Genomic DNA, 23,300 nt, shown 5'->3' on the forward strand with positions numbered 1-23,300 from the left:
ATATGGTTGATTTTATCGATGTATCAAGAGCCGAGAACAACTCTTTTAACGCCTGCGCTGTGCAGGGGCGCGCGCGGCATGCTCGACTGGACGCAAGCCGATCTTGCCGAGCGCGCGCAGGTGTCTCGCAGCACGATCCGAGATTTCGAGGGAGGCCGGCATGAGCTGCATCGCGCAACCGAGGCGCAATTGCGCCTGGCTTTCGAACAGCAGGGCATCAGCCTGACCTCGAATGATCGTGAAATCGGCATCGCGCTGACCAGAACGAACGCGTCAGATCCCGCTGCTCCACCGACGTAAAAAATCCGCCGGCCTTTTGGACCGGCGGATCGTCTTTTGCATGGATGGGAAGCATCAGCTCCAGGCGTGAAGCGGCGGCTTCTCGCCGTTGAGGAAATACTTGCCGAGGATCGAATATTTCCAACGCACCGGATCATGCAACGTGTGCGTCCGGGCATTGCGCCAATGGCGATCGAGGTTGTGCTCGGCGAGCGTCGAGCGCGTGCCGGCGAGTTCGAACAGCTTGTTGGTCGCCTCGATGGCGATTTCGGTGGAGAGGATCTTGGCTTCCGCCGTCACGATCTGCGCTTCGGCCACCGTTTCGGCATTCGGATTGGCCACGGCGCGATCAACCGCATAACCAGCCTTTTCGAGCAGAGCCTGGGCCGCATGCAGCCGAAGCGTCAGGCTGCCGACTGCCTGAATCGTATAGGGATCGTCGGACGCCCGCTCGAGGCCCGAATCCACCCAGGCACGTGACTTTGTGCGAACGAAGTCGACGGTCTCCTTGATGGCCGCCTGGGCGATGCCGGTGTCTACGGCCACCTGGATGATCTGGAAGATCGCGCCGTCGGCCGTCGGCGTTTCATAACCCTTGTAGCCGGGCACGAGCCAGGCCTTGTCGACCTTGACATTGTCGAGGATCACCGTGCCCGACAGCGTCGTGCGCTGGCCGAAGCTCGACCAGTCGTCGATGACGGTGAGGCCGGGAGCGTCGCGATCGGCGATGGCGTACCAGGCGCGGCCCTGATCATCGAGCGCTACGATCGGCACTTTGTGCGCGAGCAGCGCGCCGGAGGAATAGAACTTTTTGCCGGTGACGACGACATGGTCGCCGTGATCGGTGAAGCGGGTCTCGAAATCGACGGCCCGCTTGGAGCCGAATTCGGAGAAGGCGTTGCCGAGACGCAGGCCCTTGAGCACTTCGCCGAAGATCAGCGCCTGCTGCGCCTTGTCGGACACGGTGCGGATGGCCGCGACCACGCCGAGATGGTTCTGCGACACCTGGCCGATCGAGGAATCCGCCTCGGAGATGATTTCAACGACCTTCGCCAGCGTCGCATAGGAGACGTCGGGGCCGCCGAATTCGCGCGGCACGTTGATCGACCAGAGACCGCTCTGGGAAAAGGCGTCGAGTTCAGCCGCAGGCCAGACACGGTCGCGATCGCGTTCCGCGGCGCCTTTTGCGAAGTCCGCCGCCAGACGGTGGGCCACTTCGATCGCTTGAGCGTCGCTCTTGATGATATGGGCCGGTTCGGCCGGACGGGCCACGCCGGGCACGCCGACAGGCGGTTTAGCGATGACGTTCATATGTATCCTCCTTGGGGTTGTGGGTCAGGCCGCGGGCCTGGCGAGAGACGCGCCTTCTCCGAGATAGAAAGCCTTGATGTCGTCACGGCCACGCAGGTCCGCAGCGGGACCGGTGAGAACAGAGACACCGTTCTCGATCACCACGGCGGTGTCGGCATAGGTGAGGGCGACAGTGGAATTCTGCTCGGCGACGAGAATGGTGAGCCCTTCGTCGCGATTGAGGTGTTTGAGAGACTGGAAAATATCGCGGATGATCATCGGCGCGAGGCCCATCGACGGTTCGTCCAGCACCAGCAGGCGGGGCCTAGACATCAGCGCGCGGCCGATCGCGGTCATCTGCTGTTCTCCGCCCGAGGTAAGGCCGGCCGCAGTGCGGCGGCGCTCCTTGAGGCGCGGAAAAGCGAGATAGATCTTCTCCAGGTCATTGGCGATTTCGCTCCGGCTGCCGCCGCGCCCGAGACCGCCCGAGATCAGGTTCTCCTCGACCGTCAGGCTCTTGAAGCAATGGCGGCCCTCCAGCACCTGCACCAGCCCGTCCCGGACGAGGTTGGCGGGGCTGCGCGACAGGACAGAGCGTCCCTCGAACAGGATGGAGCCGGAGGTGATTTGTCCACGTTCGGTGGGCAGCAGGTTGGACACCGCCTTCAGCGTCGTCGTCTTGCCTGCGCCGTTAGAGCCGAGGATCGCCAGGATCTCGCCAGACCGGACCGAAAAAGACACGCCGTTCAAGGCCTGGATCGTTTGGCTGTAGACAGCCTGAACCGAATTGACCTCGAGAAGAATGGGCTGGTCGCTCATGGCTGACTGCTCCTCTATGACCCAGCGAACGGGCGCGATTGGTGAAAGCGGCATGCGGAGACCCGGTGTGTGGGTGACGAGCCCCCGCATGCCCAGGCCCTTGAGGGCCATCGGACGCCCGACGCGCGAGACGCCGGACGTGGTGATCGACGTGGTCAGCCGGTCAGTTGGTGCCGGCGGTCACGGCGTCGGCATCGGCCGCGGTGCGCAGCTTGATGCCCTTTTCCTTGGCATAGGCTTCAGCCGACTTCTCGATGATCGGGCGCAGCAGTTTCCAGTCCGGCGCGATCCAGTCGGAGACCACGTTCCACTTCTTGCCGTCCCACTGCTGGAAGGTCACGTAGCCTTCGCCTTCATGATTGTCCCAGCTGACATTGATCGAGTGGAAGAGGTCCTTGGCCCCGAGCGCGTCCACCTTGGCCTGATCGAGCTTAAGGTGCTCGAAGCCCCAGCGGACTTCATCGCCGGTCAGCGTGCGCTTGCCGAACTTCTCCTGCGCAATGCGAATGGCTTCCACATTCAGGATGCCGTTGACGATGCCCAGATTGTGATAGACCGAGCCGATGCGCTTCTTGTCTTCGAGATTGCCCTTGCCCTGGTCGTAGAGGGTCTTCACGATCTCCTTGACCACCGGATACTGGTTGCCGGACGCCTGTGTGGTGATGGCGGTGTAGCCGATCGCGGCGTCGCCGGCGGGGATCACGTCTTCTTCCGAATTGGACCAGACATTGCCGACGATCTTGGTGGCCGGGAAGCCCACTTTTTGGGCGGTCTTCAGCGCCACCGGGTTCATCACGCCCCAGCCGCGCAGCACCACGAAGTCGGGCTTGGCGCGGCGGATGGTCAGCCACTGGCTCTGCTGCTCGTTGCCCGGATGCGGCACTTCGATCTGCTGCACGGTGAAGCCGTACTTCTCAGCGAGCAGTTCGTAGATCGGGATGGTTTCCTTGCCATAAGGCGAGCCGTGATAGAGCACGACGATCTTCTTGCCCTTGAGATTCTCGAGACCGCCTTCCTTGCCGGCGATGTAGTTCACGATGCCCGAGGTCTCGGAATAGGGATTGAGGAGCAGCGGGAAGACGTAAGGAAACACTCGGCCATCGGTGGAGTCGGTCCGGCCGTGGTTGACCGTGATCAGCGGCGTCTTGTCGTCGGTGATGCGATCGATCATGGCGTAGGCGATGCCGACGGACAGCGGGTTCCAGGCTGCAGCGCCGGTCCGGCTCTTCTGACGCTCGTAGCATTCCACGCCGCGTTCGACTTCATACTGGGTTTCGCACTCGTCCCAAGTCAGCTTGACGCCGTTGACGCCGCCATCCCGGGTGTTGATGAGGTTCAGGTAGTCGATGAAGCCCCCGAAAAAGCCGGTGCCGCCCGCGGCATAGGGACCGACGCGATAGCTCTGCAGCGGGAAATACTGCTCGTCGGCATGAGCTGCCGGGGAGAGCCCGGCGGAGATTGTGAGCGCCAGCGCGGCAACCGCCGCCCTCAGGCCCGTCTTGATAGTGATCATAAGTCAAACTCCCTCTCTTGACCGGCCCTCCCGGACCGTTCTGGTTGAAACGATGGATGGAATGCGCGGCTTGCCCTTGGGGATCAGCCAGTCAGTCTTGATCTCAGCCGCTCCGTCAGGCGGCGGGCAAGCGCCGCCAGTCCGTCCGGCTCGAGGATCAGGAAGGCGATGATCAGCGCGCCGAGCACGATGCGCTGGCTCATATCGAGCACGCCGGAATCGAACAGATCCCCCAGGAAGAACGCGCCGATCCGGGACAGGGCCACCGGGAACACCACGATCAGGGCCGCGCCGAGGAACGCGCCCCGGATGGTGGCGAAGCCGCCGATGATGATGATGAACAGGATCTGGAACGACCGGTCGAGATTGAAGCCCGCCGGCTCCACCGTGCGCAGATAGGCGAAGGCCCAGAGCACGCCGGCCACGCCGATAATGAAGGACGACAGGCCGAAGGCCAGCAGCTTGGTCTTGAGCACCGGCACGCCGATAAACTTCGCAGCGGTCTCATTGTCGCGGATCGCGATGAAATTGCGGCCGGTCTGCGAGGTGGCGACGCGCCAGGCGAAGAAGGTCAGGGCGGAGACGACGATCAAGGCGAAATAATAACGACCGATCGAGGAGGAGAAATCGATCCCGGCAACCGTGAGGTTCGGCGCATCGATGACCCCGGATGGATTGTCGTTGGAAAACCAACCGAACTTCGTCAGAGCCCATTGCACGAAGAATTGCGCCGCGAGCGTGGAAACGGCCAGGTAGAAGCCGCGCAACCGGAGGCTCGGAAGACCGAAAACAATGCCGATCGCCGCCGCAGCCAGCCCGGCGCCGATGATGCTGAAGACCAGGGGCAGCCCTTCGATGCGGAGATTGAAGTTGAAGGCGGCGAACGCCCCGACCGCCATGAAGGCGGCGCTGCCGAGCGACACCTGGCCGGCGTAGCCGGTCAGCAGGTTGAGCCCAACGCCTGCCAGGGACAACGCCAGGAACGGCATCAGGATCGCTTCGATCAGGTAGCTGGAGCCGAATAGCGGCGCCACGCCATAAGCGAGGATCAGCAGCGCCGGCAAGGCCAGGGTCTTGGTGAGGCTGCGGGCGGGGACCGCCGGCGAATAGGTCACGGCCGTCATCTTTACACCCTTTCCACGAGCTTCTGGCCGAACAGGCCGGAAGGACGGATGAGCAGGAAGGCGAGCGCCAGCACATAGGCGAACCAGCCCTCGATGCCGCCGCCGAAATATTCGCCGATATACACTTCGGCGAGTTTTTCAGACGCGCCGATGATCAGGCCGCCGATGATCGCGCCTGCGATCGAGTCGAAGCCGCCGAGCACGAGCACCGGAAGCGCCTTCAGCACCACGAGCGACAGCGAGAACTGCACGCCCGATCGCGCGCCCCAGAGCAGGCCGGCGACCAGCGCCACCAGACCCGATGTCGCCCAGACGGTGGCCCAGATGCGGGGCAGGCGCAGTCCCACGGCGAGTGCGGCGAACTGATCATCGGCCACGGCGCGGAAGGTGAGGCCGACGCGGGTATAGCGGAAGAAGAGGATGAGACCTGCAACCATCGTCGCCGCCACCCCGGAGGCAAACAGATCAAATTTGGAGATGTAGACGCCATAGAATTCGAAGGGGATGTCTTCGATGCCCAGATCCAGCCCATGCACCTGCGTGCCCCAGAGCAGCTGCGCCGCGCCCTCGATCACATAGGACAGCCCCAGCGTGGCCATGAACAGCGTGATCGGCGGCTTGTTGACGAGCGGCCGCAACACGGTGCGCTCGATGGCTATGCCGATCAGCACCATGGCCAGGAAGGTGACCACAAGCGCCACAGGGAAGGGCAGGCCGCGCTCGACGAGCGAGACGAAAGTCAGCGCCGCAAACAGCAACAGCGACCCTTGCGCGAAATTGAGCACCCCGGATGTCTTGTAGATCAGCACGAAACCGATCGCGACGAGCGAATACATCACGCCGGACAAAAGTCCGCCGGTCAGCACTTCGATGAAAAAGAGATAATCGAAGTTTTCCATCAGATTCCCGCTCCCTCGTCATTGTCCCGGGCGACCCCGAGATAGGCGTCGATCACCGCCTGGTCGTTGCGCACTTCGTCAGGCGTCCCGTCGGCGATCTTGCGGCCGTAGTCGAGAACGGCGATCCTGTCGGACAGGCCCATGACCACACCAATGTCATGCTCGATCAGAATGATGGTGGTGCCGTAGAGCGAGCGCGCCGAGCGGATGAAATCCGCCATCTCCTGCTTTTCGGTCGCGGTCATGCCGGCCATCGGTTCGTCGAGCAGCAGGATGCGTGGATTGGGAGCGAGCGCGCGGGCGAGCTCCACACGCTTCTGCAGACCATAAGGCAACGAGGCGGCCGGGCGATCCGCCACCCGGTCGAGGTGAAGAAACCCGATGATGGCTTGAGCGCGTTCGCGCGCTTCCTTTTCCTCGGACCGAGCTTTCGGCAGACCAAATGCCTGGCTGAGAAAGCCGCCGCGGCGAGAGAAGGCGAGCCCGGTCATGATGTTTTCCGTGACCGTCAACCCTTTGAACAAAGCGAGGTTCTGGAAGGTTCGAGCGAGGCCGAGCTTGGCGGCGTCCTGAGCCGGCGCCTTGGCGAAACTCTTCCCGCCAATCCAGATCCGACCGGAATTGGGTTGATAGAGCCCGCTGATGACATTGACGAGCGAGCTCTTGCCGGCGCCGTTCGGTCCGATGATGGCGCGAATTTCTCCCGAGGCGACCGCGAGATCGACATCGGTCAACGCGCTGACGCCGCCGAAAGACAGATTGATCTTTTCGAGCCCCAGCAGGGGGCGATCCGCCTGAGCGCGCGATGCTCCATCGACCGCCGCCGGCCGCGCGCCGGCAGTGTCATCGGCGACGCTTCGAAAAGCAGCCCCCTCGAGCGTCGACAAGGTATAATGCGCGTCCAACATCCAACCCTCACATCACACGCCCGTAAGGGCGCGGTTGTCCGTTCGGCGTCCCGTGTCATCGGGACGCCGTTTATGTCTGCAATGTCCGCCTGTTACTCCGCGGCTTCGAGCGCGGCGTCTTCCTGCGCTTCCAGCTCCCGCACCAGCGGAATGACCTTCTTGCCGAAGAACTCGACTTCCTCCTGGAAGTGCAGGAAGCCCATTAAGATCAGGTCGGCGCCGGCGCGCTTGTGCTCGATGATCCGCTCGGCCACCTGCTCGGGCGTACCGATGAGGTTGGAGCGGAAGCCGTCATTGTACTGGACGAGATCCTGGAAGGTGGATTTCGCCCAGTTTCCTTCGCGTTCCGGCGAAGCGTTGCCGGCATTCTGGACTTCATGCTTGAAGCCGTTGACTGCGTCGGGAATCGCTTTGTCGATGATTTCCTTGAGCACGGACTGCGCCTCGGCTTCAGTTTCGCGGACAATGCCGAAGGCGTTCATGCCGATCTTGGTGCGCCAGGTCTTGCCGAAGGTCTTTTCCTTGGTCCTGATGTCGTCGACCTGAGCCTTCAAACCTTCGGGCGTGTTGCCGTTGGTGAAGTACCAGTCGGAGACGCGCGCCGCCATATCGCGCGCCGCGCGGGACGAACCGCCCTGGAACACCTGCGGGATGCCGCCTTCCGGCTTGGGCTTCATGGAGTAATCGGTGAAGCGGTAGAAATCGCCGCGCAAATTATAGCTGTCTTCGGTCCAGATGCCGCGGATTGCCTTGATGAATTCTTCCGAACGGCGATAACGCTCGTCATGATCGAGCCAGGGTTCGCCGATGGCGGCGAATTCGCCGCGGAACCAGCCCGAGACGATATTCACGTCGACGCGGCCATTGGTGAGATGGCTGATGGTGGAAATCTGCTTGGCGAGCAGCGCAGGGTGCCAGGGACCGGGCAGCACGGCGGCGATGACGCGCAGCCGCTCGGTGGCGGCCAGCAGCGCATGGCTGAAGGAGACGGATTCATGCTGGTTGTCGGCTCCGTAGCCGGCGGTGAAGCGGATCTGGCTCAGCGCATAATCGAAGCCGTTCTGTTCGGCGATTTGGGCGAGCTTGCGGTTGTAGTCGATGCCCCAATGGGTGCGCTGTTCGATCGTGCTGATTACGAGGCCGCCCGAGACGTTGGGCACCCAATAGGCGAATTTCAAAGATTCTGATTTGGCGTTCGACATGACGTTCTCCCTTTCAGTCGACGTTGGTTCTGTTCAGGCGATCCGCCTGGCGAAGGTCGGTTCGGTGAGTTTGCGGCGAAGGCTCGCGGCGGGCTGGGTGAGCGCCGCGCGCAGTTCGGCGCCCGCCTCGGCGATGCGCTCATTGAGCGCCTCGCTCTCCACGCCATAATCAGAAAAGTCGCTCTCGACGGCGTAGACCGAAGTCGGCAAAGGCAGCGCCTTGAAGAAAGCCATCAGAGGACGAAGCTGCTGATCCGGCATCAAGCCATGAGACGCCCGACCGCCTGTGGCGGCCAGGATGACGGGGACGCCTGTCAAGGCGCGGTAGTCCACCAGATCGAACAGATGCTTGAGGGCGCCGGTGTAGGAGGCGCGGTAGACGGGCGAGGAGACGATCAAGGCGTCAGCGTTTTCGACCGTTTCGATGATCTCCAAGCCATTTTTATCGAGTTGATCGGCGCGCAGCGCGCGAAACAGGATCGGGGCTGCGTCAACGAGGCTGATATGGCGCACTTCCGCCGCGAGGCCGCGCGCTGCTTCGCTGAGGAGCGCAGACGTCAAAGCGGCGGTCCGCGACGGCGCCTTGACGTTTCCCGATAACCCCACAATCCTGATCATTGACGGCTCCTTGTTGTTATTATCTATAGATTTACTAGATTAATGCAGCAATAGACGGATCTTCCAATTTCATGTCGCCTTATAAAAATATTTTGCTGACTTGTGGTGTTTAAGCTGCGGTTTCGGCGCTTGTCCCGCGTAGTGCGTCAACAAAGGCCAGCACTTCAAGCGCCACATCTCTTGCGTGGAGAGAGACCTGCGGCAGCCCCATCAGCTCACCGAAGGCGCCGCGCGCCAATGGGCCCGCGACGAACAGATTGGCCTGCGGCTTTCCCTTGGCGTCGATCAGGCGGGAGTGTTGGTCACATTCGAGACCGAGCCCGACGGGATCAAGCCGGACGGAGCCGGCGGCGGCGAGCCCTTCCAGAAACCTCTGGCTCGAGAGGACAGAGCCATGCGCGGGTCCTGTCGCCACGACGACTGCATCGACGTCGCGCAGCACGGTTCCCTTTTGGCGCGACAGGCGAAGCGCCACCCTTATCTTGTCGCCGAAATAGGAGACGGCGCTTACCGAGGCGGCGAGACTTTCCATCGGCCCATCCCTCAATGCGGCCTCGATGGCGTTCTCCACCTGCGGCGCGATCCGGAACCGGTGAACGTCCCAGAACGGACGGAGATGGCGCACGATCCGCCGCCGCTCCGCTACGGGCAGATTGCGCCAGATATCCTGCCCCTGTCCCCGCGCAGCGTCGATAACGGCGTGCCAGCTCACATCGAACAAGGCCGCCTGGTCGATGGCTTCGCGGATGCGCCGGGTCAGGACACGCGCCGATCGGATTGGACGGCTCAGGAAGTCGCCATGCGGCTCCTGCACTCCGCGTGCGTGCCCGCGTGAGCGAAGGCCGCGCCGGGAAATCGCTGTGATGCGGCCTGTATGGCCGCGCGACAGCAGGGAGGCTGCGATATCCGCACCGGTTAATCCATTGCCGATAATCAGCACATCATTGTTAGGCCGGATCGCCGCAAGCGCATTGGGCGCAGTCGGATCGGCGACAAAGCGCGGATGTCGTTCGAGAAGCGCGGCGAGCGCCTTGGGAGCAGCCGGCGAGGGGTGACTGGTGGCGATCACCATCACATCGGCCCTGACGCTACTGCCGTCTGAGCGGCGGATATGCCAGCCGCCTGCGTCCTTTTCCACCGAAACGACTTCGGATCGGACATGCTCCACCCGCCCATCCGCGAGCATTGGGGCGAGGCGGGCCGCGACATAGGCGCCAAAATCGGAGCGGCGCGGGAAGATCCGACCATCGGGCAACAGCGCATCGGCGTCTTCACTGTCGAGGCCCTGGTCGCGCAGCCAATCGATGAAATCATTTGCTTCGGCGGCGTCAAGGCTCATCCGCTCGGCGGGCACATTGATACGGTGGGTCGGGTCCGTCGTGTCGTAAGCAAGGCCGGCGCCGAGCATCTGTCGCGGCTCGTGCACGAGGATCCTGAGCGGACTGCGTTGCGCGGCGCGAGCAAGGTTCCAGGCGACGGCAGCGCCCGAGAACCCGCCGCCGATGATCGCGACGACGAAGCGAGAAGGATTTTTCGGCACCATGGCAGCCTCCTGTTTCATAAACACATATATTCTATATATATTATTGACAATAGCTTTTGTTGATTTAGGGTGAGGTTCATTCGCCCTACAGCGCGCAAGAACGGAGTTTGTCATGACGATCGCCCAGCTCACCACCCACCCCTTTGACAACCAAGACTTTCTCGGTCCGGAAGCGGCCAATGTGAAGCGCGCTCTGCGGCAATTGGCAGGCGGCGTCTGTGTGATCGCCGCGGGTCGCGGCGAAGACCGCACGGGTGCGACGGTCACGTCCGCGACGGGACTATCGATGGAGCCGCCGACCATGATCGTCAGTATAAACCGCAATTCCTCCACCTGGCCCGTCATCGCCCGCTACGGTCACTTCTCGGTCAATGTGCTCGGAGAAAATCAGCAATCGATCGCCGACCGTTTCGCCGGCGTTGGCGGCGCCAAGGGCGCCGCGCGCTATGAAGGTTCAGCGTGGACGACGCTGGTCAGCGGCGCGCCGGTCCTGACGAGCGCCCTGTCGGCCGTCGATTGCGAAGTGGAAGAAGTCATCGAACGCCACAGCCACGCCATCATCATTGGTCGCGCTGTGGCGGTGCTCGCAGGCGAGGGCCGCTCCCTGGTCTATCAGAACGGGGCCTATGCCCGCTTGGTCTAACGATTTTTGCAGACATTAAACGAAGGACTGCGGGACACATGTTTCGCGGTCCTTTTTCTTGCGCCACTGCTTGGCAGGCCAAGGAAAAAAACCCGGAACCCTAAGGGAACCGGGGGCGCCAACGGGGCGGAAGTCGGGAGGCAGTTGGGAAACGAGGAGGTGCGAACCTCTGAAATCTCAGAAGCGCCGATGAATATGCAGGAAAGGAGAATATTCGATCTCCAGATCCCGTGTTGTGGTTTCGGCCTCTCGCCGCGACGCTTCGGTCGGCGGTGGCGACTGAGGTTCGGCTGCAGCGTTTACGAACCGCGCCTGCTTGGGGAAGAAGAAGCCCAAAGTGAATCCATTCATCATGATCATGCCAGTCCTCCTTCAGTTGTGTCCGAGAATGGCGGCCAGAAGCTCGCTTTCGATTGCGGCCAGATCCCGCGAGCCATGCGCGCGTGGATGGGGAAATGGAACCTCAACGTCCTTTTTGATGCGTCCGTCTTCGAGAACGATGACGCGATCTGCGAGATAGACGGCTTCGGCGACGTCATGCGTGACCAGAACGGCGGTGAAGCCCTGTTCGCGCCAGACCCGAGCGAGCAGTTGCTGCATGGAAATGCGGGTCAGCGCATCGAGCGCGCCGAGCGGTTCGTCGAGCGTGAGGAAGCCGGGATGGCTGACCAGCGCGCGGGCGAGCGCGACGCGCTGGCGCTGGCCGCCGGACAGACGAGACGGCCAGTCGCCGGCCTTCTCCGACAATTGCACCGCCTTGAGCGCCTGAAGCGCCAGGACTTCGCTGCCGTCGAAGCCGCCTTTGGCGCCGAGGCCGACGACCACGTTTTCCAACACGGTGCGCCAAGGCAGAAGGCGGGGCTCCTGAAAGACGATGCGCGCGTTGGGCGAGACAGTTGCGCCGGAGCGGTCGACGAAATCGAGCCGGCCCGCGCTCGGTTCTTCCAAGCCCATCAGGATCCGTAGCAACGTGCTCTTGCCGCAGCCGCTCTTGCCGATGATCGCGACGAAAGAGCCGGGCTCGATGTCGAGATCGACGCCGCGCAGCACACGGTTGGACCCGAAGACCTTTTCGATGCCGCTCAACCGCAGGCCCGCCGTAGGAGAGGCTGGAAGCGACGTTGGTTGGTCCGGTATGCGACTATTGGAATGAAGAGCGACCATGTCCGCCTCCTTATCGTTGATAGGCCGGGTTCCACGACAAAACCGTCCGCTCGAGAAAGCGCACCGCAATATCGGCGAGCTTGCCCAGCAGCGCGTAAATGACGAGCGCGAGCACGACGATGTCGGTCATCATGAACTCGCGCGCCTCATTGGCCATATGGCCGATGCCGGAGGACGCGGCGATGGTTTCGGACACGATCAGCGTCAGCCACATGATGCCGAGCGCATAGCGTAGGCCCACGAAGATCGACGGCAGAGCGCCGGGGAAGATGACGTTCCGGAACAGCGTGAAGCCGCTCATCCCATAAACGCGACCCATTTCGATCAGATCGCGATCGACATTGCGCACGCCGTGATAGGTGTTGAGATAGACGGGAAACAGCACGCCGAGCGAGGTGAGGAAAAGCTTCGATTCCTCGCCGATTCCGAACCACAGGATCACCAGCGGAATCATGGCGAGATGCGGGATGGTCCGGAGCATCTGCAATGTGGTGTCGGTCAGCTGCTCGGAAAGCCTGGACACGCCGTTCAGGATGCCGAGCAGAAAACCGATCGATCCGCCGACGAGAAGGCCTGCGACGGCGCGAGCGGCGCTGACGGTGATGTCATGCGGCAGGTCGCCCGAGAGCGTGGTCGCCCAGAAAGCCTGCAGCACGTCGAACGGAGACGGCATGATCCGGGTTGAGATGACCCCGATCGAAGACAGGATCTGCCAGAGCGCCACTACAGAGACGGGCAAAAGATACGGCAGAAAAGCCGACAGGCCGGATAGATCGAACATGGGCTTTGGCGACGTCTCGGCCGCTGCGCCGCGCGGGGAGGTCAGGGTTTCTGTCAAGGCCATTCACGCTCTCCTTTTCGTCACAGGGGAAGGGCGCAAGACCGCGTCTCGCGCCCGCCATCGGATTTAGGAACCGGAAACGAGCCGGATATTGCCGCCATGGCCGCCGCCGCCGAACACCTGCGTCTGACCGAAAGAGGTCTTCAGGCGATGATGCGGCAAGCCAATGCCAAGCTCGGGGAACAGCAGTTCCGACACCCGATAGGCCTCCTCGAGATGCGGATAGCCGGAGGCGATCACCGTATCGATGCCGAGATCCTGATACTCACGCAGGCGAGCGGCCACCGTTTGCGGGGAACCGACCAGCGCGGTGCCGGCTCCCGAGCGTACAAGGCCGATGCCGGCCCAGAGATTGGGCGAGACTTCCAGCTTGTCGCGGCGACCGCCATGCAATTCCCACATCCGTGCCTGGCCGACGGAATCGGACTGTTTGGTGAAGCGTTCCCGCGCTTCGTTGATCGCGTCTTCCGGCAGGCGCGAAATCAGCCGATCGGCCGCCGCCCAGGCTTCTTCATCCGTTTCGCGGACGATGAAATGCAGGCGAATGCCGAAGCTGACCTTGCGGCCATGTCTGGCTGCTGCCTTGCGGACGCGCTCGATCTTCTCGCCCACCTGAGCCGGAGTCTCGCCCCAGGTCAGATATTTGTCGGTGTGTTCGGCCGAAAAGCCGATCGCAGCATCCGAAGAGCCGCCGAAATAGAGCGGTGGACGCGGATCCTGGATCGGCGGGAAACCGAGCTGGGCGTCATGCGCCTTGATATATTTGCCGTCCAGCGTCGAGCGGCCGGTAGCAAGCAACTCGTTGAACACCTTGAAGAATTCCACCGCATGATCATAGCGTTCGTCATGCGGCAGGAAAATACCGTCGCCTGCGAGTTCCTGTGCGCTGCCGCCCACCACGATATTGAGCAGCAGGCGACCATTGGAAACGCGATCGAGCGTGGAGGCAAGACGCGCGTAATAGGCGGGAGAGGCGACGCCTGGACGGATGGCGACGAGGAATTTCAACCGCTCGGTGAGCGGGGCGAGTGCGGCCGCCACAATGAAGGATTCTTCGCAGGCGACGCCGGTGGGGATCAGCACGCCGGAATAGCCAAGCCGGTCGGCGGCAACCGCCACCTCCTTGAGATAAGCGGGGTCGGCGGGGCGGGCGAGGTCATTTGAGCCGAGATAGGCGCCATCGCCTGAGGTCGGAATGAACCAGAGGAAATCGAGCGGTTTACGGGAGGATTGGGAGGACATGGTCTATCTCCTTGGAAATTGGGTCAACTGGCCTTGGGGCGCCAGACGATATCGCTGATATTGAGCTTGCGAGGCAGAACGCCGATGTCATGGAATTCGTCGGCAAGAGCCTGTTGATAGGTCTCCGCCTCCTTGGGCAGCAGATAGACCTTGCCGAGATCGAAGCCCGGACGGGTGAGAACCTTGCGGGTGACCGGCTCGGGCACGCCGGTAATGGCGGAAAGCGCGGGAACGGTTCTGTCGATATCCGCCTGCGCGGCGACGCCGACCTTTTTCAGTTCGTCGATGATCTCGAGCACAATGTCCGGATGGCTTTCGGTAAAGCCCCTGTTGCCGAGGAAGAAGCTCCAGCTCTCGGCGATGCCTTCAGCTGTCGCCAGTACGCGGGCCTGCGGATCTTGTTCGGCGACAGCGAAATAGGGATCCCAGATTGCCCAGGCGTCGACCGCGCCGGTCTTGAAGGCCGCCGCCGCATCCGGTGGCGGAAGATCGACCGGCGTCACGTCGTCGGGGGTCAGCCCGCCTTTGCGCAGGGCTTTGACGGCGAAGTTATGCGCCGAGGAGCCGCGCTTGAAAGCGAATTTTCTGCCCCTGAGATCGGCCAAAGTCCCGATGGAGCTGTCCTTGTGAACAAGGATCGCCGAACCGGAGGCCGCGCTCTGATAGGCGCCGACATAGAGGAGATTGCCGCCGGCGGCCTGGGCGAAGAGCGGAGGCACATCGCCGGTCGGTCCGAAATCGAGCGCATCGGCGCCGAGCGCTTCAAGAAGCGGCGGACCGGACGAAAACTCGGACCAGGCAATGTCGACGCCTTTGCCAGCGAGGCGCGTTTCGAGAGCGCCTTGCGCCTTGGCCAGGGCCAGAACGCCATTTTTCTGCCAGCCCAAGCGGATTTTCAGCGCCGGGGCTGCCCTGAGGACGCCCGGCAACGGCAGAGTTGCAGCTGCTGCCAACGAGATGAATTGTCTGCGTCTGATCATGACATTCTCCTATAACGCGGGCATTCAGGATTGCTTCGGCCGCCAGACGATGTCGCTCACCGTCAGTTGCCGCGGCAAAACCTTGTAGGAGTAGAAGTCGTCGGCGAGCGTCTGCTGATACGCGACAGCCGCATCCGAAACCGTCGTCACCGCTGACAGATCGGACCCGGCGCGGGTCAGCGTCACCTTGGTGATGGCTTCCTTGACGCCGGTAATGTCGGACAGCGCCTTGGCGGTGCCGTCGATATCCGCCTGAGCGACCTGGCCGAGTTTCGCCAGTTCCTCAAGGATCTCGACCACAAGTTCGGGATGGGCGGCGACAAAATCGCCGTTGCCGAGAAAATAGCCCCAGGCGTCGACGATGCCTTCCGACGTGACCAGAAGACGGGTATCCGGATCGGACTGGGCGACAGCGAAGAACGGATCCCAGATGGCCCAGGCGTCGACAGAACCATTCTTGAAGGCGGCTGCGGCGTCAGGCGGCGGCAGATCGACGCTTTCGATATCAGCGGGCGTCAGACCGACCTTGGCCAGCGCTTTGAAGGCGAAGTTGTGGGCCGATGAGCCGCGCTTATAGGCAACCTTCCTACCCTTGAGATCCTCGATCTTCTGGACCGGCGAGTTCTTCTTGAAAATCAGGCCATGAAACGCCGCCGGCGGCTTGTATGTGCCGACATAGAGCAGATTGCCGCCCGCGGCTTGGGCGAAGAGCGGCGGTACGTCGCCGGTGGGGCCAAAATCGATCGCATTGGCGCCCAGCGCTTCAAGGAGTGGCGGACCGGAATTGAACTCTGACCATTCGATCGAAACATTCCTGTCCTTTAGCCGCGCCTCCAGCACGCCTCGGCTTTTCGCAAGCGCGAGAATGCCGAATTTCTGCCAGCCGATACGCAACTTGATTTCTTCCGATGCGCTGACGGAGGCGCTTCGGGCCATGTAAAGCGTGGAAGCGCCGACGGCGGCGAGTTTAAGAGTTTGGCGGCGGTTGATCATCATCAGTCAGCTCCTTGCGAATTCTTATTATGTCTATATTATCTATCTTTTTTATCGAGAATATTTTATTCCAAAATTCACCCATTCTCTGAACATTCGTTCCTAGCGTTTCATGCGGCTCCAGCCCTTGGCTGGAAAGGAAATCCCCGAACCGGCTCGATCCAATCCGAGAGTGATCTAACGCCCGTTCGCCAAAAGCGGCTCCTGAGATCCGATCGAAGCATGCCAGCCCGCCTCCGACAGATCGGCAAGGGTCCGCGCATCCAGGATTTCAGAAACCGCATCCCTGACCTCGGTCATCGCCCTTCGAACCAGGCATGCGGCAATGTCCTGGCAATCGTCGCATGGCGAGTAGGCTGTGCGGCTGGCGCAGGCGATCGGCGCCAAGGGCCCATCCAGCACGCGCATGCATGCGCCGATCGAGATTTCGGCGGCGGGGCGTGCAAGGGCATACCCTCCCGCCGGTCCTTTCCGTGATCGCACGAGGCCGCTGCGACGCAGTTCGAGCAGTATCGTGTCGAGAAATTTCTTCGGGATTCGCTCGGCCAGCGCGATCTCGGCGGAAAAGGCCATCGCGCCCTCGGGCAGAGACGCGAGCGCGAGCATCGCCTTCAAGCCGTATTTGCCTTTCTTGGTCAACATCACTTTACTCCTCGGATCAGCAAAGCTTGACGGGGCCGCCGGGCGCCGGCGTCACATCAACGCGCGGGCGACAAGCCGCGCGACATTCGCCGCCTGCACCCGGATGTCTGGAACAGCGAAAATTTCGAAGAATCTGCCGATCGTCATCGGACCCAGAGCAAAGGCGGACGCGTTCGGCGAACCGTCCGAAGCCAGAAGCCGCGAATCCTGATCCACCGCCACGCCCAATCCCAGGCCGTCGCCATCAATCATTCCGCGCGCAGACATTTTCTTGAGCAACGGCGTCTTCGAGATCGAACATCGCTCCATGCCGGTGCAATTGACGAGCCAGTCGGCGCTCATCTGACGCAGCGTTCTGTTATGCCGATCGAGATAGGCGGCGCGTATTTTCCCACCGGCCTCATACACGTCTCGCAACCAGCCAGCGGTGACGGTGACTTGGCCCGAGGCGCGCATCTCCTCGAAGTTGTCCCACATGTCGGGCGCTACCCGATGGCGATGGATATTCCACCATGCATTCGCATGCCTGAGAAACCGGCTTTTTTCAGTCTTCGAAAGAGCTTGCCACAGCGCCTGGGTGATCGGCCTGACCCCATCCACCACGCTGCGCCAATCATCTGCTCGCGCAGCAGCGTCGCGCAAGGTGCGCATCATCGCGCTGAGCGGCTTGGCCCCTGGCTCAAGCACAGGTCCAACAGGGTTGGTGCGGGGAACCAGATGCGGCAACGGGATCAACCCATGCCGGGACAGAATATGAATACGGCCGCGGTGACCCCGCGCGCGCAACGACAGGACTTGGTCTATCATCGTAAGGCCGGAGCCCAACATCATGACATCGTCCCCAAGATCGCTGCGCTCGATCCAGCGATCCGCCCAGACATTGAGGCATAGATGTCCCCGCGCTTCCGGGGCGATCTTGTCCATGGGCAGAGGCAAGCCGGCCGGCGTTCCTCCAATGCACAAGACGCTCTTTCTAGCACGAAGGCGGCGACCGTCGCTAAGGTAGAAAACCTGCTCTTCGTCGTCCAAACGTTCGCAATCCAGAACCTCGGCGTCAATCAATTCAATGCAAGCGCCGTTGTCGACGCGACGCATGCCCTCGGCCAATGTCTCTTGGAGATAAAGACCATATAACCGTCTCGGGATGAAGTCTTCCGCTCCAAAACCCGTTCCTTCGCGCGTCAACCAATCGCACAGATGCTCGGGCCTGTCAGCCAAGGCGCTCATGCGTCCGGCGGGCACATTGAGGCGATGACTCGCCTCTGGACTGCTGAAGGCGACGCCCCGCCCAAGACCCTTCTTGGGCGCAACGATTGCGACTGTGTTTGACGGGCTCAAGCAGTCCATCAGATTCAGTGCAGTGGCGACTGCCGAAAAGCCCCCGCCGATAATCGCGACGTCAATCTGCATATGCGCAATCCTTTTAGTCTATGGATTTAGTAGATTAAAGGATTGATGCTGTCAACGCGATAGCTTGACCCATCCCAAAGTCGATACCGAGACCGAAAAAATCAGGGTCATGTAAAAGTTGAAGGTCGGGGTGCGGACGCCATCGAACAGATCCTTTCCGGTAAACCCGTCACGGGTGAACTGGTCATCGCCGGCTGCGTGTTCGTCCGAAGCCTGCGTTCGGATGGGGATCTTGTGTCGTGAGACGAAAGGCCGACCGTTTCCGCCGGAAAAGCCCCCATGTTCATGGCATGTGGCTGTCGCGGCTCTGATCTATGTCTGGCGTCAGGACGATCGATCAAGATCCGTCTTCAGAAGAATCCATCCTGAAACGCCAGACGCAAGGAGCTCCCATGTCCACGTTCAAAGCCATCGTCGCCAGCCTGTTCGCAATCGCCCTGACCGCCGGCCCGATCGCAGCGCATGCCCAGGAAGTGTTCGCCAAGGTCGACGTCAATGGCGACGGCGGTCTCGACCTCGCCGAATTCACCGGCTTCATCGACGCAGCAGCCGCTGCGGGGAAACCGAACGCCAAGAAAATCCAGGCCAACCAGTTCTACGCCAAGGCCTTCGCCCGCGTCGACAAGAACAAGGACGGCCTTGTCACCAAGAACGAAATCGCCGCAATGCGCTGAGGCATATCACGCCGCCACGCTGAATGCGCGCCGTCCTTTCCTCTCTCCTCGCGATGCTGCAGAATGGCGCGGAGAAAGGGAAGCGACGGCGCATCCGGCCGCCGCCGCAGGGGGATCGAATGGACGGATCGAAACGGGATCGCGATCAGGACCTGATCCGGGTGCTCGTGGTCGAGGATGACGCCGCGGTGCGCTGGCGTGTCTGCGACGCCCTGCGCACCGCCCCTGAATTCCTGGTGGAAGAGGCCGGCACGCTCGCCGAGGCCAGGTCCTGTCTGGCGGCAAACCCGGTCAGGGTCCTGCTCAGCGACCTCCGGCTGCCGGACGGGAGCGGCATCGACATCATCCGCTCTGTGCGCGCAAAATATCCCGACGCCGAAATCATGGTGATCTCCATTCTCGGCGACGAGGAAAGCGTGATCGCCGCGATCACCTCCGGCGCCAACGGTTATCTCCTGAAAGATGCTTTCCCGGCGGATGTCGTGGCGACCGTGCGCGATCTGGTCAAAGGGCATTCCCCGATTTCCGCGTCCATCGCCCGCTTCATCGTCCGCCATTCACAGGGTTCGGGACGCAAGACGCCGCTGCCGCTCAACACGGCCAAACTGACGCCGCGCGAGATCGACATTCTCTGGGGCATAGCCAAGGGCTTCAGCTATTCCGATATCGCCGACCATCTCGGCATTTCTCGCCAGACCGTGCCCGGCCATATCAAGAACATCTATCGCAAGCTGGAGGTCAATACGCGTGGGGAGGCGGTGTTTGAAGCCGTTCAGCAGGGCCTGATCAAGCTATGAGTTCCAGCGCAGGCGAGCAAAACCGCATCCATGGACGGAGCCGGCTCGCCAGCGCCGCACTCTATCTCGGACTGCAGATGCTGGTCGCACTGATCGCGATGGCCTGTTTCAGCCTTCCCCTTCCGGCGCCGCCTGAGAAATTTGCGCTGAACCCGGTGTCGCGCATAGCCGCAGGCGGTGCGGAGCAAACGGTCGACCTGCCCGATTTCTCCTCGCCGAAAGGCGACGAGGCGGAAATCCGCTATCGCACCCAGTTCACATATTCGCCCGGAGCCGGCCCATGGGCGGTTTTCCTGCCCAGATTTCTCGTCGATGCGGCAGTGCTGGTCAACGGCAACGAGATCGGCAATAGCGGCGTCGGCCTGAGCGCCGGAAAGGCGCAGCTCAATCTGCCGCTGATTGCAACCATCCCGTCCGCCGTGCTGAAAACAGGACAAAACCAGCTCGATATCCTGGTGCGCGCCGATCCGCCGATCTCCAAACATCTCGAAGCCGTCTATGCCGGACCGGAAAGCGAATTGCGGCCAGCCTTCAACACGCGAACAAAACTGTTCGTCGTCCTGCCGCAGATCTTTTCCGCCTGGCGCGTGCTGCTCGGCCTGATCCTGGCGATGATCTGGGCCAGTCGGCCGCTCGAATACGACTATGGCTTCCTGACGCTGGCGCTGCTGGTCGGCGCCGGCCGCCTCGCCTTTCTCGACTACAATTCCGCAGCCGCTCTGCCCTATATCGGCATGCTCGTGGTGTTCGAAAGCGCGCTGTTCGTCTCGTTCGCCTACGCCTTTCTCGGGCGAAAGCAGCCCGGCTGGCAGCCTCTGCTCTTTTTGCCGGGAGTTCTCATTCCGCTTCTGTCGCTGGCCGGCGGAGACACCGCGACCAAGTTCGCTTTCCTGCTGCTCGGTCCGCCGACCGTGCTCTTCCAGGCCGGGATCATCGCGGTGATTCTCGCACGCGCCGCGATCGCCGGGGGAGGCAAGGAGACCTATATTTTTGGTTCGGCGATGACGATTATTATCGTCACGGTTCTCCATGACGCCGCGACGCTTATGAACCTGTTGCCCGGCCCGAAATACTATTTTTCTGTCCAGGCCTATTCCGCCATGCTCATCGCCTGCGGTATCCTGCTCGCGGCGCGTTTCGTCCAGGCCCTGCGCAAGATCGACGGCTTCGCCCAGCAACTGATCGTCAAGATCGCCGAGGCCGAAGAGAAACTCAAACAGAGTTTCGCCCGCGAAGAAGCGCGCAAGCGCGCCGAGGCGCTATCCGCCGAACGTGAAAGACTGATGCGCGACCTGCACGATGGTTTGGGCGGCCAACTCGTCCGGATCGTGGCGCTCAGCGAACAGGATCACGAGGGGGCAGTGCCGACGGGAGAGGCCGCCCGGGCGGCGCTGCGTGATCTGAGACTCGTGATCGATGCGATGGAGGATGTCGAAGGCGACCTTCTGCTGGCGCTCGCCTCATGGCGAGAGCGGACCGCCCAGCATCTGAGGGTGCATGGCATCGCGCTCGATTGGCAGGTGCGGGCGAAACCTTCGGATCTGACTTTCCCCGACCTCCGTCCCTGGCACATGATCCAGATCATGCGCCTTCTCGATGAAGCGGTCACCAATGCGGTGCGCCATTCCGGCGCCGCGACGATCTCGATCATCCTTCGCACCGAACAAAAAGCCGGAGAGCGGGCTAGAATCCACATCACGGTGCGCGACGATGGGCGGGGGCTCGGCGAGGCACAGTCCAACCCGCCGGGTAAATTCGGCCTCGCGAACATGCGAAAGCGAGCCGCGCTCTGTGGCGCGACGCTGACGATCGAGAGCGACGTCTACGGCGTCTCGGTCGACCTCGCACTGCCCGAGAGTTTTCCCAATGAGCCGTCACCGGCCTGATCGAGCACGCGGGTTCTCAAGAAAGGGCAACTGCCGGCGTGGAGGTGGGGGACTCCATCGCAGCCAGAGGCGGAGCGCGTCCTTTCGGCGCCGGCAGCCCGGCAGGGACGGCCCGCCGGTAACGGGATCTGGAACGGCAGATCCCGCATGATTGTCGCGTCACCGCACGCCGATGCGATTGACGGGGCCGCCGCGATTGACGGGCGACCGAACGCGCCCCGCCGCGCAACCCGCTGGGAACCCCGGCCGCGTGCAACGGACCGCCGCAGCGCCCGGACGCCCCACGCAGCCGACGGGATAACCGGGCCGGGTGCAATAGATCGCGGCCGGGGCCGGCCTGACGACGCATCCCTTCGGGACGCCGACGGCCTTGCAATAGACGACCGCATGGGCTTCCTGCGGCAGAGAAAAATTCAACAGCCCGCCCGCCAGGGTGGACAAGGCGAAGAGGGCGGCAGTTCCCGCCATGGCGCCAATCCGTTTCATGTTCATGCCTCCGATAACGCCGAAGCGCGACAGCGCCCGGTCTGTTTCCTGAGACGACATTGCCTCCACCTTCACCCAGGGTGAATGCCATGAACATGGGGGATGCCAGCGCAACGACGAAAAGCTCAGGCCGATTGCCTCAGCATCAGCGCGCCATCCAGAAGGATTCTGTCACGCGACAGTCTGATGTCATCGCCATCAGCCTCCCCGAGCTTTTTCAAGAGAAGCGCAATCGCAAGAGAGCCGATCTGCGCATAGTCCTGCGCCACCGTCGTTAGCGGCGGACAAGTGTAACGGGACAGCGGATGGTCGTCATGACCGGCGATCCGGAGGTCGAAGGCCGGTCCATGGCCGATCTTGAGCCCATGCCGCCAGGCCGCCGAGACCACGCCAAAGGCGATGCGGTCATTGGCGCAGACCAGCGTGCGGCTGGGAAAGCCTCGCCGATTCAGGATTTCGGTCGCCTGTTCAAAGCCGAACTGTTCGAAATCCCAGGTGGACTGCGCGGGTAAATCGACGAGAACAGGCGTCCTTCCCTGCGCCGTCATCGCCTCGATATAGGCGTCGCGGCGATCATCGGCGTTGAGATTGACGCGGGGCATACCGAAAAACGCCGGCGCTTCGCCGCTGCGACAGAGATAATCGACGATGAGGGCGAAACTCTTGCTGTTGTCGGTGCCGACAAAGGCCGCGTCCAGGTCCGGCGGCGCATCGACATGCACCACGGGAATAGCGCGGCGCAGCTTCTCCAGCGCCTTGCCGCTGCCTCCATGGCCGGTCGGCGCGACAATGGCGCCGGCGACATTCAGCGACGAGAGCGTCGCAATCGCCTGTTCCTGCTTTTCGATGCGGCCATCCGACGACAGGATGAACGCCAGGAAACCAGCCTCGGCCGCAACCTGCTCGATCCGGCGCACGAGCGCCATGAAAAAAGGATCCAATGCATTGGGTATGATCACGCCGAGAATATTGCTGCGCCGACGGTTGAGATTGACGGCGAACAGATTGGGCTTATAGCCGGATCTGGCAAGCGCCTCCTCGATTTTTGCGCGCGTCGTCTTTCGGACCGAAGCGGGGTCGTGGAAATATTTCGACACGGTCGGCCGGGACAGGCCGACAAAGTGCGAAAACTCCTCCATGGTCTTGATGGACTCGGCCAAAATGTCTTCCTGATTTTCACCCCGCCGCGCAGAAACTAATGCGCTCACTTGGCGCATGTCCAGTTTATTCGGCGCCTCCGCTCCCCCAAGACCTCGAACCTTTCTGTCCGCGCCCAGGACCATACATCGAAATATTTACGCGCGTAAATTTTGATTGACCTCAGGCGGCGCCCGGCTTTAGATGCCC

Annotated in this window: 24 protein-coding genes; 5 read left to right on the top strand and 19 right to left on the bottom strand. The window is 62.1% G+C overall.

Annotated features, from left to right (window positions below):
• The first annotated feature begins 18 nt into the window (after positions 1–18).
• Positions 19–300: a helix-turn-helix domain-containing protein gene (locus E8Q41_RS04095; RefSeq protein ID WP_137154241.1), complete on the top strand. Its 282-nt coding sequence runs from the start codon at positions 19–21 to the stop codon at positions 298–300.
• Positions 301–354: 54 nt separating this feature from the next.
• Here E8Q41_RS04095 and E8Q41_RS04100 read toward each other — a convergent pair whose 3' ends face one another.
• The 9 genes from E8Q41_RS04100 to E8Q41_RS04140 form a co-directional block, all read right to left on the bottom strand.
• Complete coding sequence (locus E8Q41_RS04100; protein ID WP_137154242.1) at positions 355–1,590, bottom strand: SfnB family sulfur acquisition oxidoreductase; 1,236 nt, start codon at positions 1,588–1,590, stop codon at positions 355–357.
• 24 nt (positions 1,591–1,614) lie between these two features.
• The gene (locus E8Q41_RS04105) at positions 1,615–2,388 is read right to left on the bottom strand and encodes an ABC transporter ATP-binding protein (protein ID WP_137154243.1); all 774 of its coding nucleotides are present in this window, start codon (positions 2,386–2,388) and stop codon (positions 1,615–1,617) included.
• A gap of 163 nt (positions 2,389–2,551) precedes the next feature.
• The gene (locus E8Q41_RS04110; RefSeq protein ID WP_137154396.1) at positions 2,552–3,898 is read right to left on the bottom strand and encodes an ABC transporter substrate-binding protein; all 1,347 of its coding nucleotides are present in this window, start codon (positions 3,896–3,898) and stop codon (positions 2,552–2,554) included.
• An 86-nt stretch (positions 3,899–3,984) separates the two neighbouring features.
• The gene (locus E8Q41_RS04115; protein WP_137154244.1) at positions 3,985–5,025 is read right to left on the bottom strand and encodes a branched-chain amino acid ABC transporter permease; all 1,041 of its coding nucleotides are present in this window, start codon (positions 5,023–5,025) and stop codon (positions 3,985–3,987) included.
• Between the two features lie 2 nt (positions 5,026–5,027).
• A complete protein-coding gene (locus tag E8Q41_RS04120; RefSeq protein ID WP_137154245.1) occupies positions 5,028–5,924 on the bottom strand; it encodes a branched-chain amino acid ABC transporter permease in 897 nt (298 codons plus the stop codon).
• Positions 5,924–6,832, bottom strand: a complete 909-nt coding sequence (locus E8Q41_RS04125) for an ABC transporter ATP-binding protein (protein ID WP_137154246.1) — start codon at positions 6,830–6,832, stop codon at positions 5,924–5,926. Before E8Q41_RS04125 ends, E8Q41_RS04120 begins: the two co-directional genes overlap by 1 nt.
• Positions 6,833–6,924: 92 nt before the next feature.
• Positions 6,925–8,034, bottom strand: coding sequence for a dimethylsulfone monooxygenase SfnG (sfnG, locus tag E8Q41_RS04130; protein WP_137154247.1), 1,110 nt, complete (start codon positions 8,032–8,034; stop codon positions 6,925–6,927).
• 33 nt (positions 8,035–8,067) lie between these two features.
• The gene (locus E8Q41_RS04135; RefSeq protein WP_137154397.1) at positions 8,068–8,649 is read right to left on the bottom strand and encodes an NAD(P)H-dependent oxidoreductase; all 582 of its coding nucleotides are present in this window, start codon (positions 8,647–8,649) and stop codon (positions 8,068–8,070) included.
• A gap of 112 nt (positions 8,650–8,761) precedes the next feature.
• On the bottom strand, positions 8,762–10,195 hold the full coding sequence (locus E8Q41_RS04140; RefSeq protein ID WP_137154248.1) for an FAD/NAD(P)-binding protein: 1,434 nt from the start codon (positions 10,193–10,195) through the stop codon (positions 8,762–8,764).
• A gap of 112 nt (positions 10,196–10,307) precedes the next feature.
• On the opposite strand from E8Q41_RS04140, the gene E8Q41_RS04145 reads away from it, so the two are divergent.
• Positions 10,308–10,838, top strand: coding sequence for a flavin reductase family protein (locus tag E8Q41_RS04145; protein WP_137154249.1), 531 nt, complete (start codon positions 10,308–10,310; stop codon positions 10,836–10,838).
• A 177-nt stretch (positions 10,839–11,015) separates the two neighbouring features.
• Here E8Q41_RS04145 and E8Q41_RS04150 read toward each other — a convergent pair whose 3' ends face one another.
• The 8 genes from E8Q41_RS04150 to E8Q41_RS04185 form a co-directional block, all read right to left on the bottom strand.
• On the bottom strand, positions 11,016–11,198 hold the full coding sequence (locus E8Q41_RS04150) for a hypothetical protein (protein ID WP_137154250.1): 183 nt from the start codon (positions 11,196–11,198) through the stop codon (positions 11,016–11,018).
• Between the two features lie 12 nt (positions 11,199–11,210).
• Positions 11,211–12,002 carry an ATP-binding cassette domain-containing protein gene (locus E8Q41_RS04155; protein ID WP_137154251.1) on the bottom strand — a complete coding sequence of 264 codons (792 nt, stop codon included), beginning with the start codon at positions 12,000–12,002 and terminating at the stop codon, positions 11,211–11,213.
• Positions 12,003–12,012: 10 nt separating this feature from the next.
• On the bottom strand, positions 12,013–12,783 hold the full coding sequence (ssuC, locus tag E8Q41_RS04160) for an aliphatic sulfonate ABC transporter permease SsuC (protein WP_246660078.1): 771 nt from the start codon (positions 12,781–12,783) through the stop codon (positions 12,013–12,015).
• 126 nt (positions 12,784–12,909) lie between these two features.
• Positions 12,910–14,085 carry an FMNH2-dependent alkanesulfonate monooxygenase gene (gene ssuD, locus E8Q41_RS04165; protein WP_137154253.1) on the bottom strand — a complete coding sequence of 392 codons (1,176 nt, stop codon included), beginning with the start codon at positions 14,083–14,085 and terminating at the stop codon, positions 12,910–12,912.
• Positions 14,086–14,108: 23 nt separating this feature from the next.
• Complete coding sequence (locus E8Q41_RS04170) at positions 14,109–15,065, bottom strand: aliphatic sulfonate ABC transporter substrate-binding protein (RefSeq protein ID WP_137154254.1); 957 nt, start codon at positions 15,063–15,065, stop codon at positions 14,109–14,111.
• Between the two features lie 24 nt (positions 15,066–15,089).
• Positions 15,090–16,058 carry an aliphatic sulfonate ABC transporter substrate-binding protein gene (locus E8Q41_RS04175; protein WP_137154398.1) on the bottom strand — a complete coding sequence of 323 codons (969 nt, stop codon included), beginning with the start codon at positions 16,056–16,058 and terminating at the stop codon, positions 15,090–15,092.
• 177 nt (positions 16,059–16,235) lie between these two features.
• Entirely contained in the window at positions 16,236–16,700 is a 465-nt protein-coding gene (locus tag E8Q41_RS04180; RefSeq protein WP_137154255.1) for an Rrf2 family transcriptional regulator, read from the bottom strand.
• Positions 16,701–16,751: 51 nt separating this feature from the next.
• A complete protein-coding gene (locus E8Q41_RS04185; protein WP_137154256.1) occupies positions 16,752–18,110 on the bottom strand; it encodes an FAD/NAD(P)-binding protein in 1,359 nt (452 codons plus the stop codon).
• 392 nt (positions 18,111–18,502) lie between these two features.
• Here E8Q41_RS04185 and E8Q41_RS04190 point away from each other — a divergent pair, with 392 nt between their 5' ends.
• From E8Q41_RS04190 to E8Q41_RS04200, 3 genes are all read left to right on the top strand, one after another.
• Positions 18,503–18,784: an EF-hand domain-containing protein gene (locus E8Q41_RS04190; RefSeq protein WP_137154257.1), complete on the top strand. Its 282-nt coding sequence runs from the start codon at positions 18,503–18,505 to the stop codon at positions 18,782–18,784.
• Between the two features lie 119 nt (positions 18,785–18,903).
• The gene (locus E8Q41_RS04195) at positions 18,904–19,581 is read left to right on the top strand and encodes a response regulator transcription factor (protein WP_137154258.1); all 678 of its coding nucleotides are present in this window, start codon (positions 18,904–18,906) and stop codon (positions 19,579–19,581) included.
• The gene (locus tag E8Q41_RS04200) at positions 19,578–21,467 is read left to right on the top strand and encodes an ATP-binding protein (RefSeq protein ID WP_137154259.1); all 1,890 of its coding nucleotides are present in this window, start codon (positions 19,578–19,580) and stop codon (positions 21,465–21,467) included. The genes E8Q41_RS04195 and E8Q41_RS04200 overlap by 4 nt, the downstream gene beginning before the upstream one ends.
• 159 nt (positions 21,468–21,626) lie before the next feature.
• Here E8Q41_RS04200 and E8Q41_RS04205 read toward each other — a convergent pair whose 3' ends face one another.
• Together E8Q41_RS04205 and E8Q41_RS04210 are read right to left on the bottom strand one after the other, a co-directional pair.
• Positions 21,627–21,953 carry a hypothetical protein gene (locus E8Q41_RS04205; protein ID WP_205910361.1) on the bottom strand — a complete coding sequence of 109 codons (327 nt, stop codon included), beginning with the start codon at positions 21,951–21,953 and terminating at the stop codon, positions 21,627–21,629.
• A 125-nt stretch (positions 21,954–22,078) separates the two neighbouring features.
• Entirely contained in the window at positions 22,079–23,092 is a 1,014-nt protein-coding gene (locus tag E8Q41_RS04210) for a LacI family DNA-binding transcriptional regulator (protein WP_137154400.1), read from the bottom strand.
• Between the last annotated feature and the right edge of the window lie 208 nt (positions 23,093–23,300).

The sequence above is a fragment of the Rhizobium sp. FKL33 genome (assembly GCF_005222915.1).
GTDB lineage: Bacteria > Pseudomonadota > Alphaproteobacteria > Rhizobiales > Rhizobiaceae > Rhizobium_E.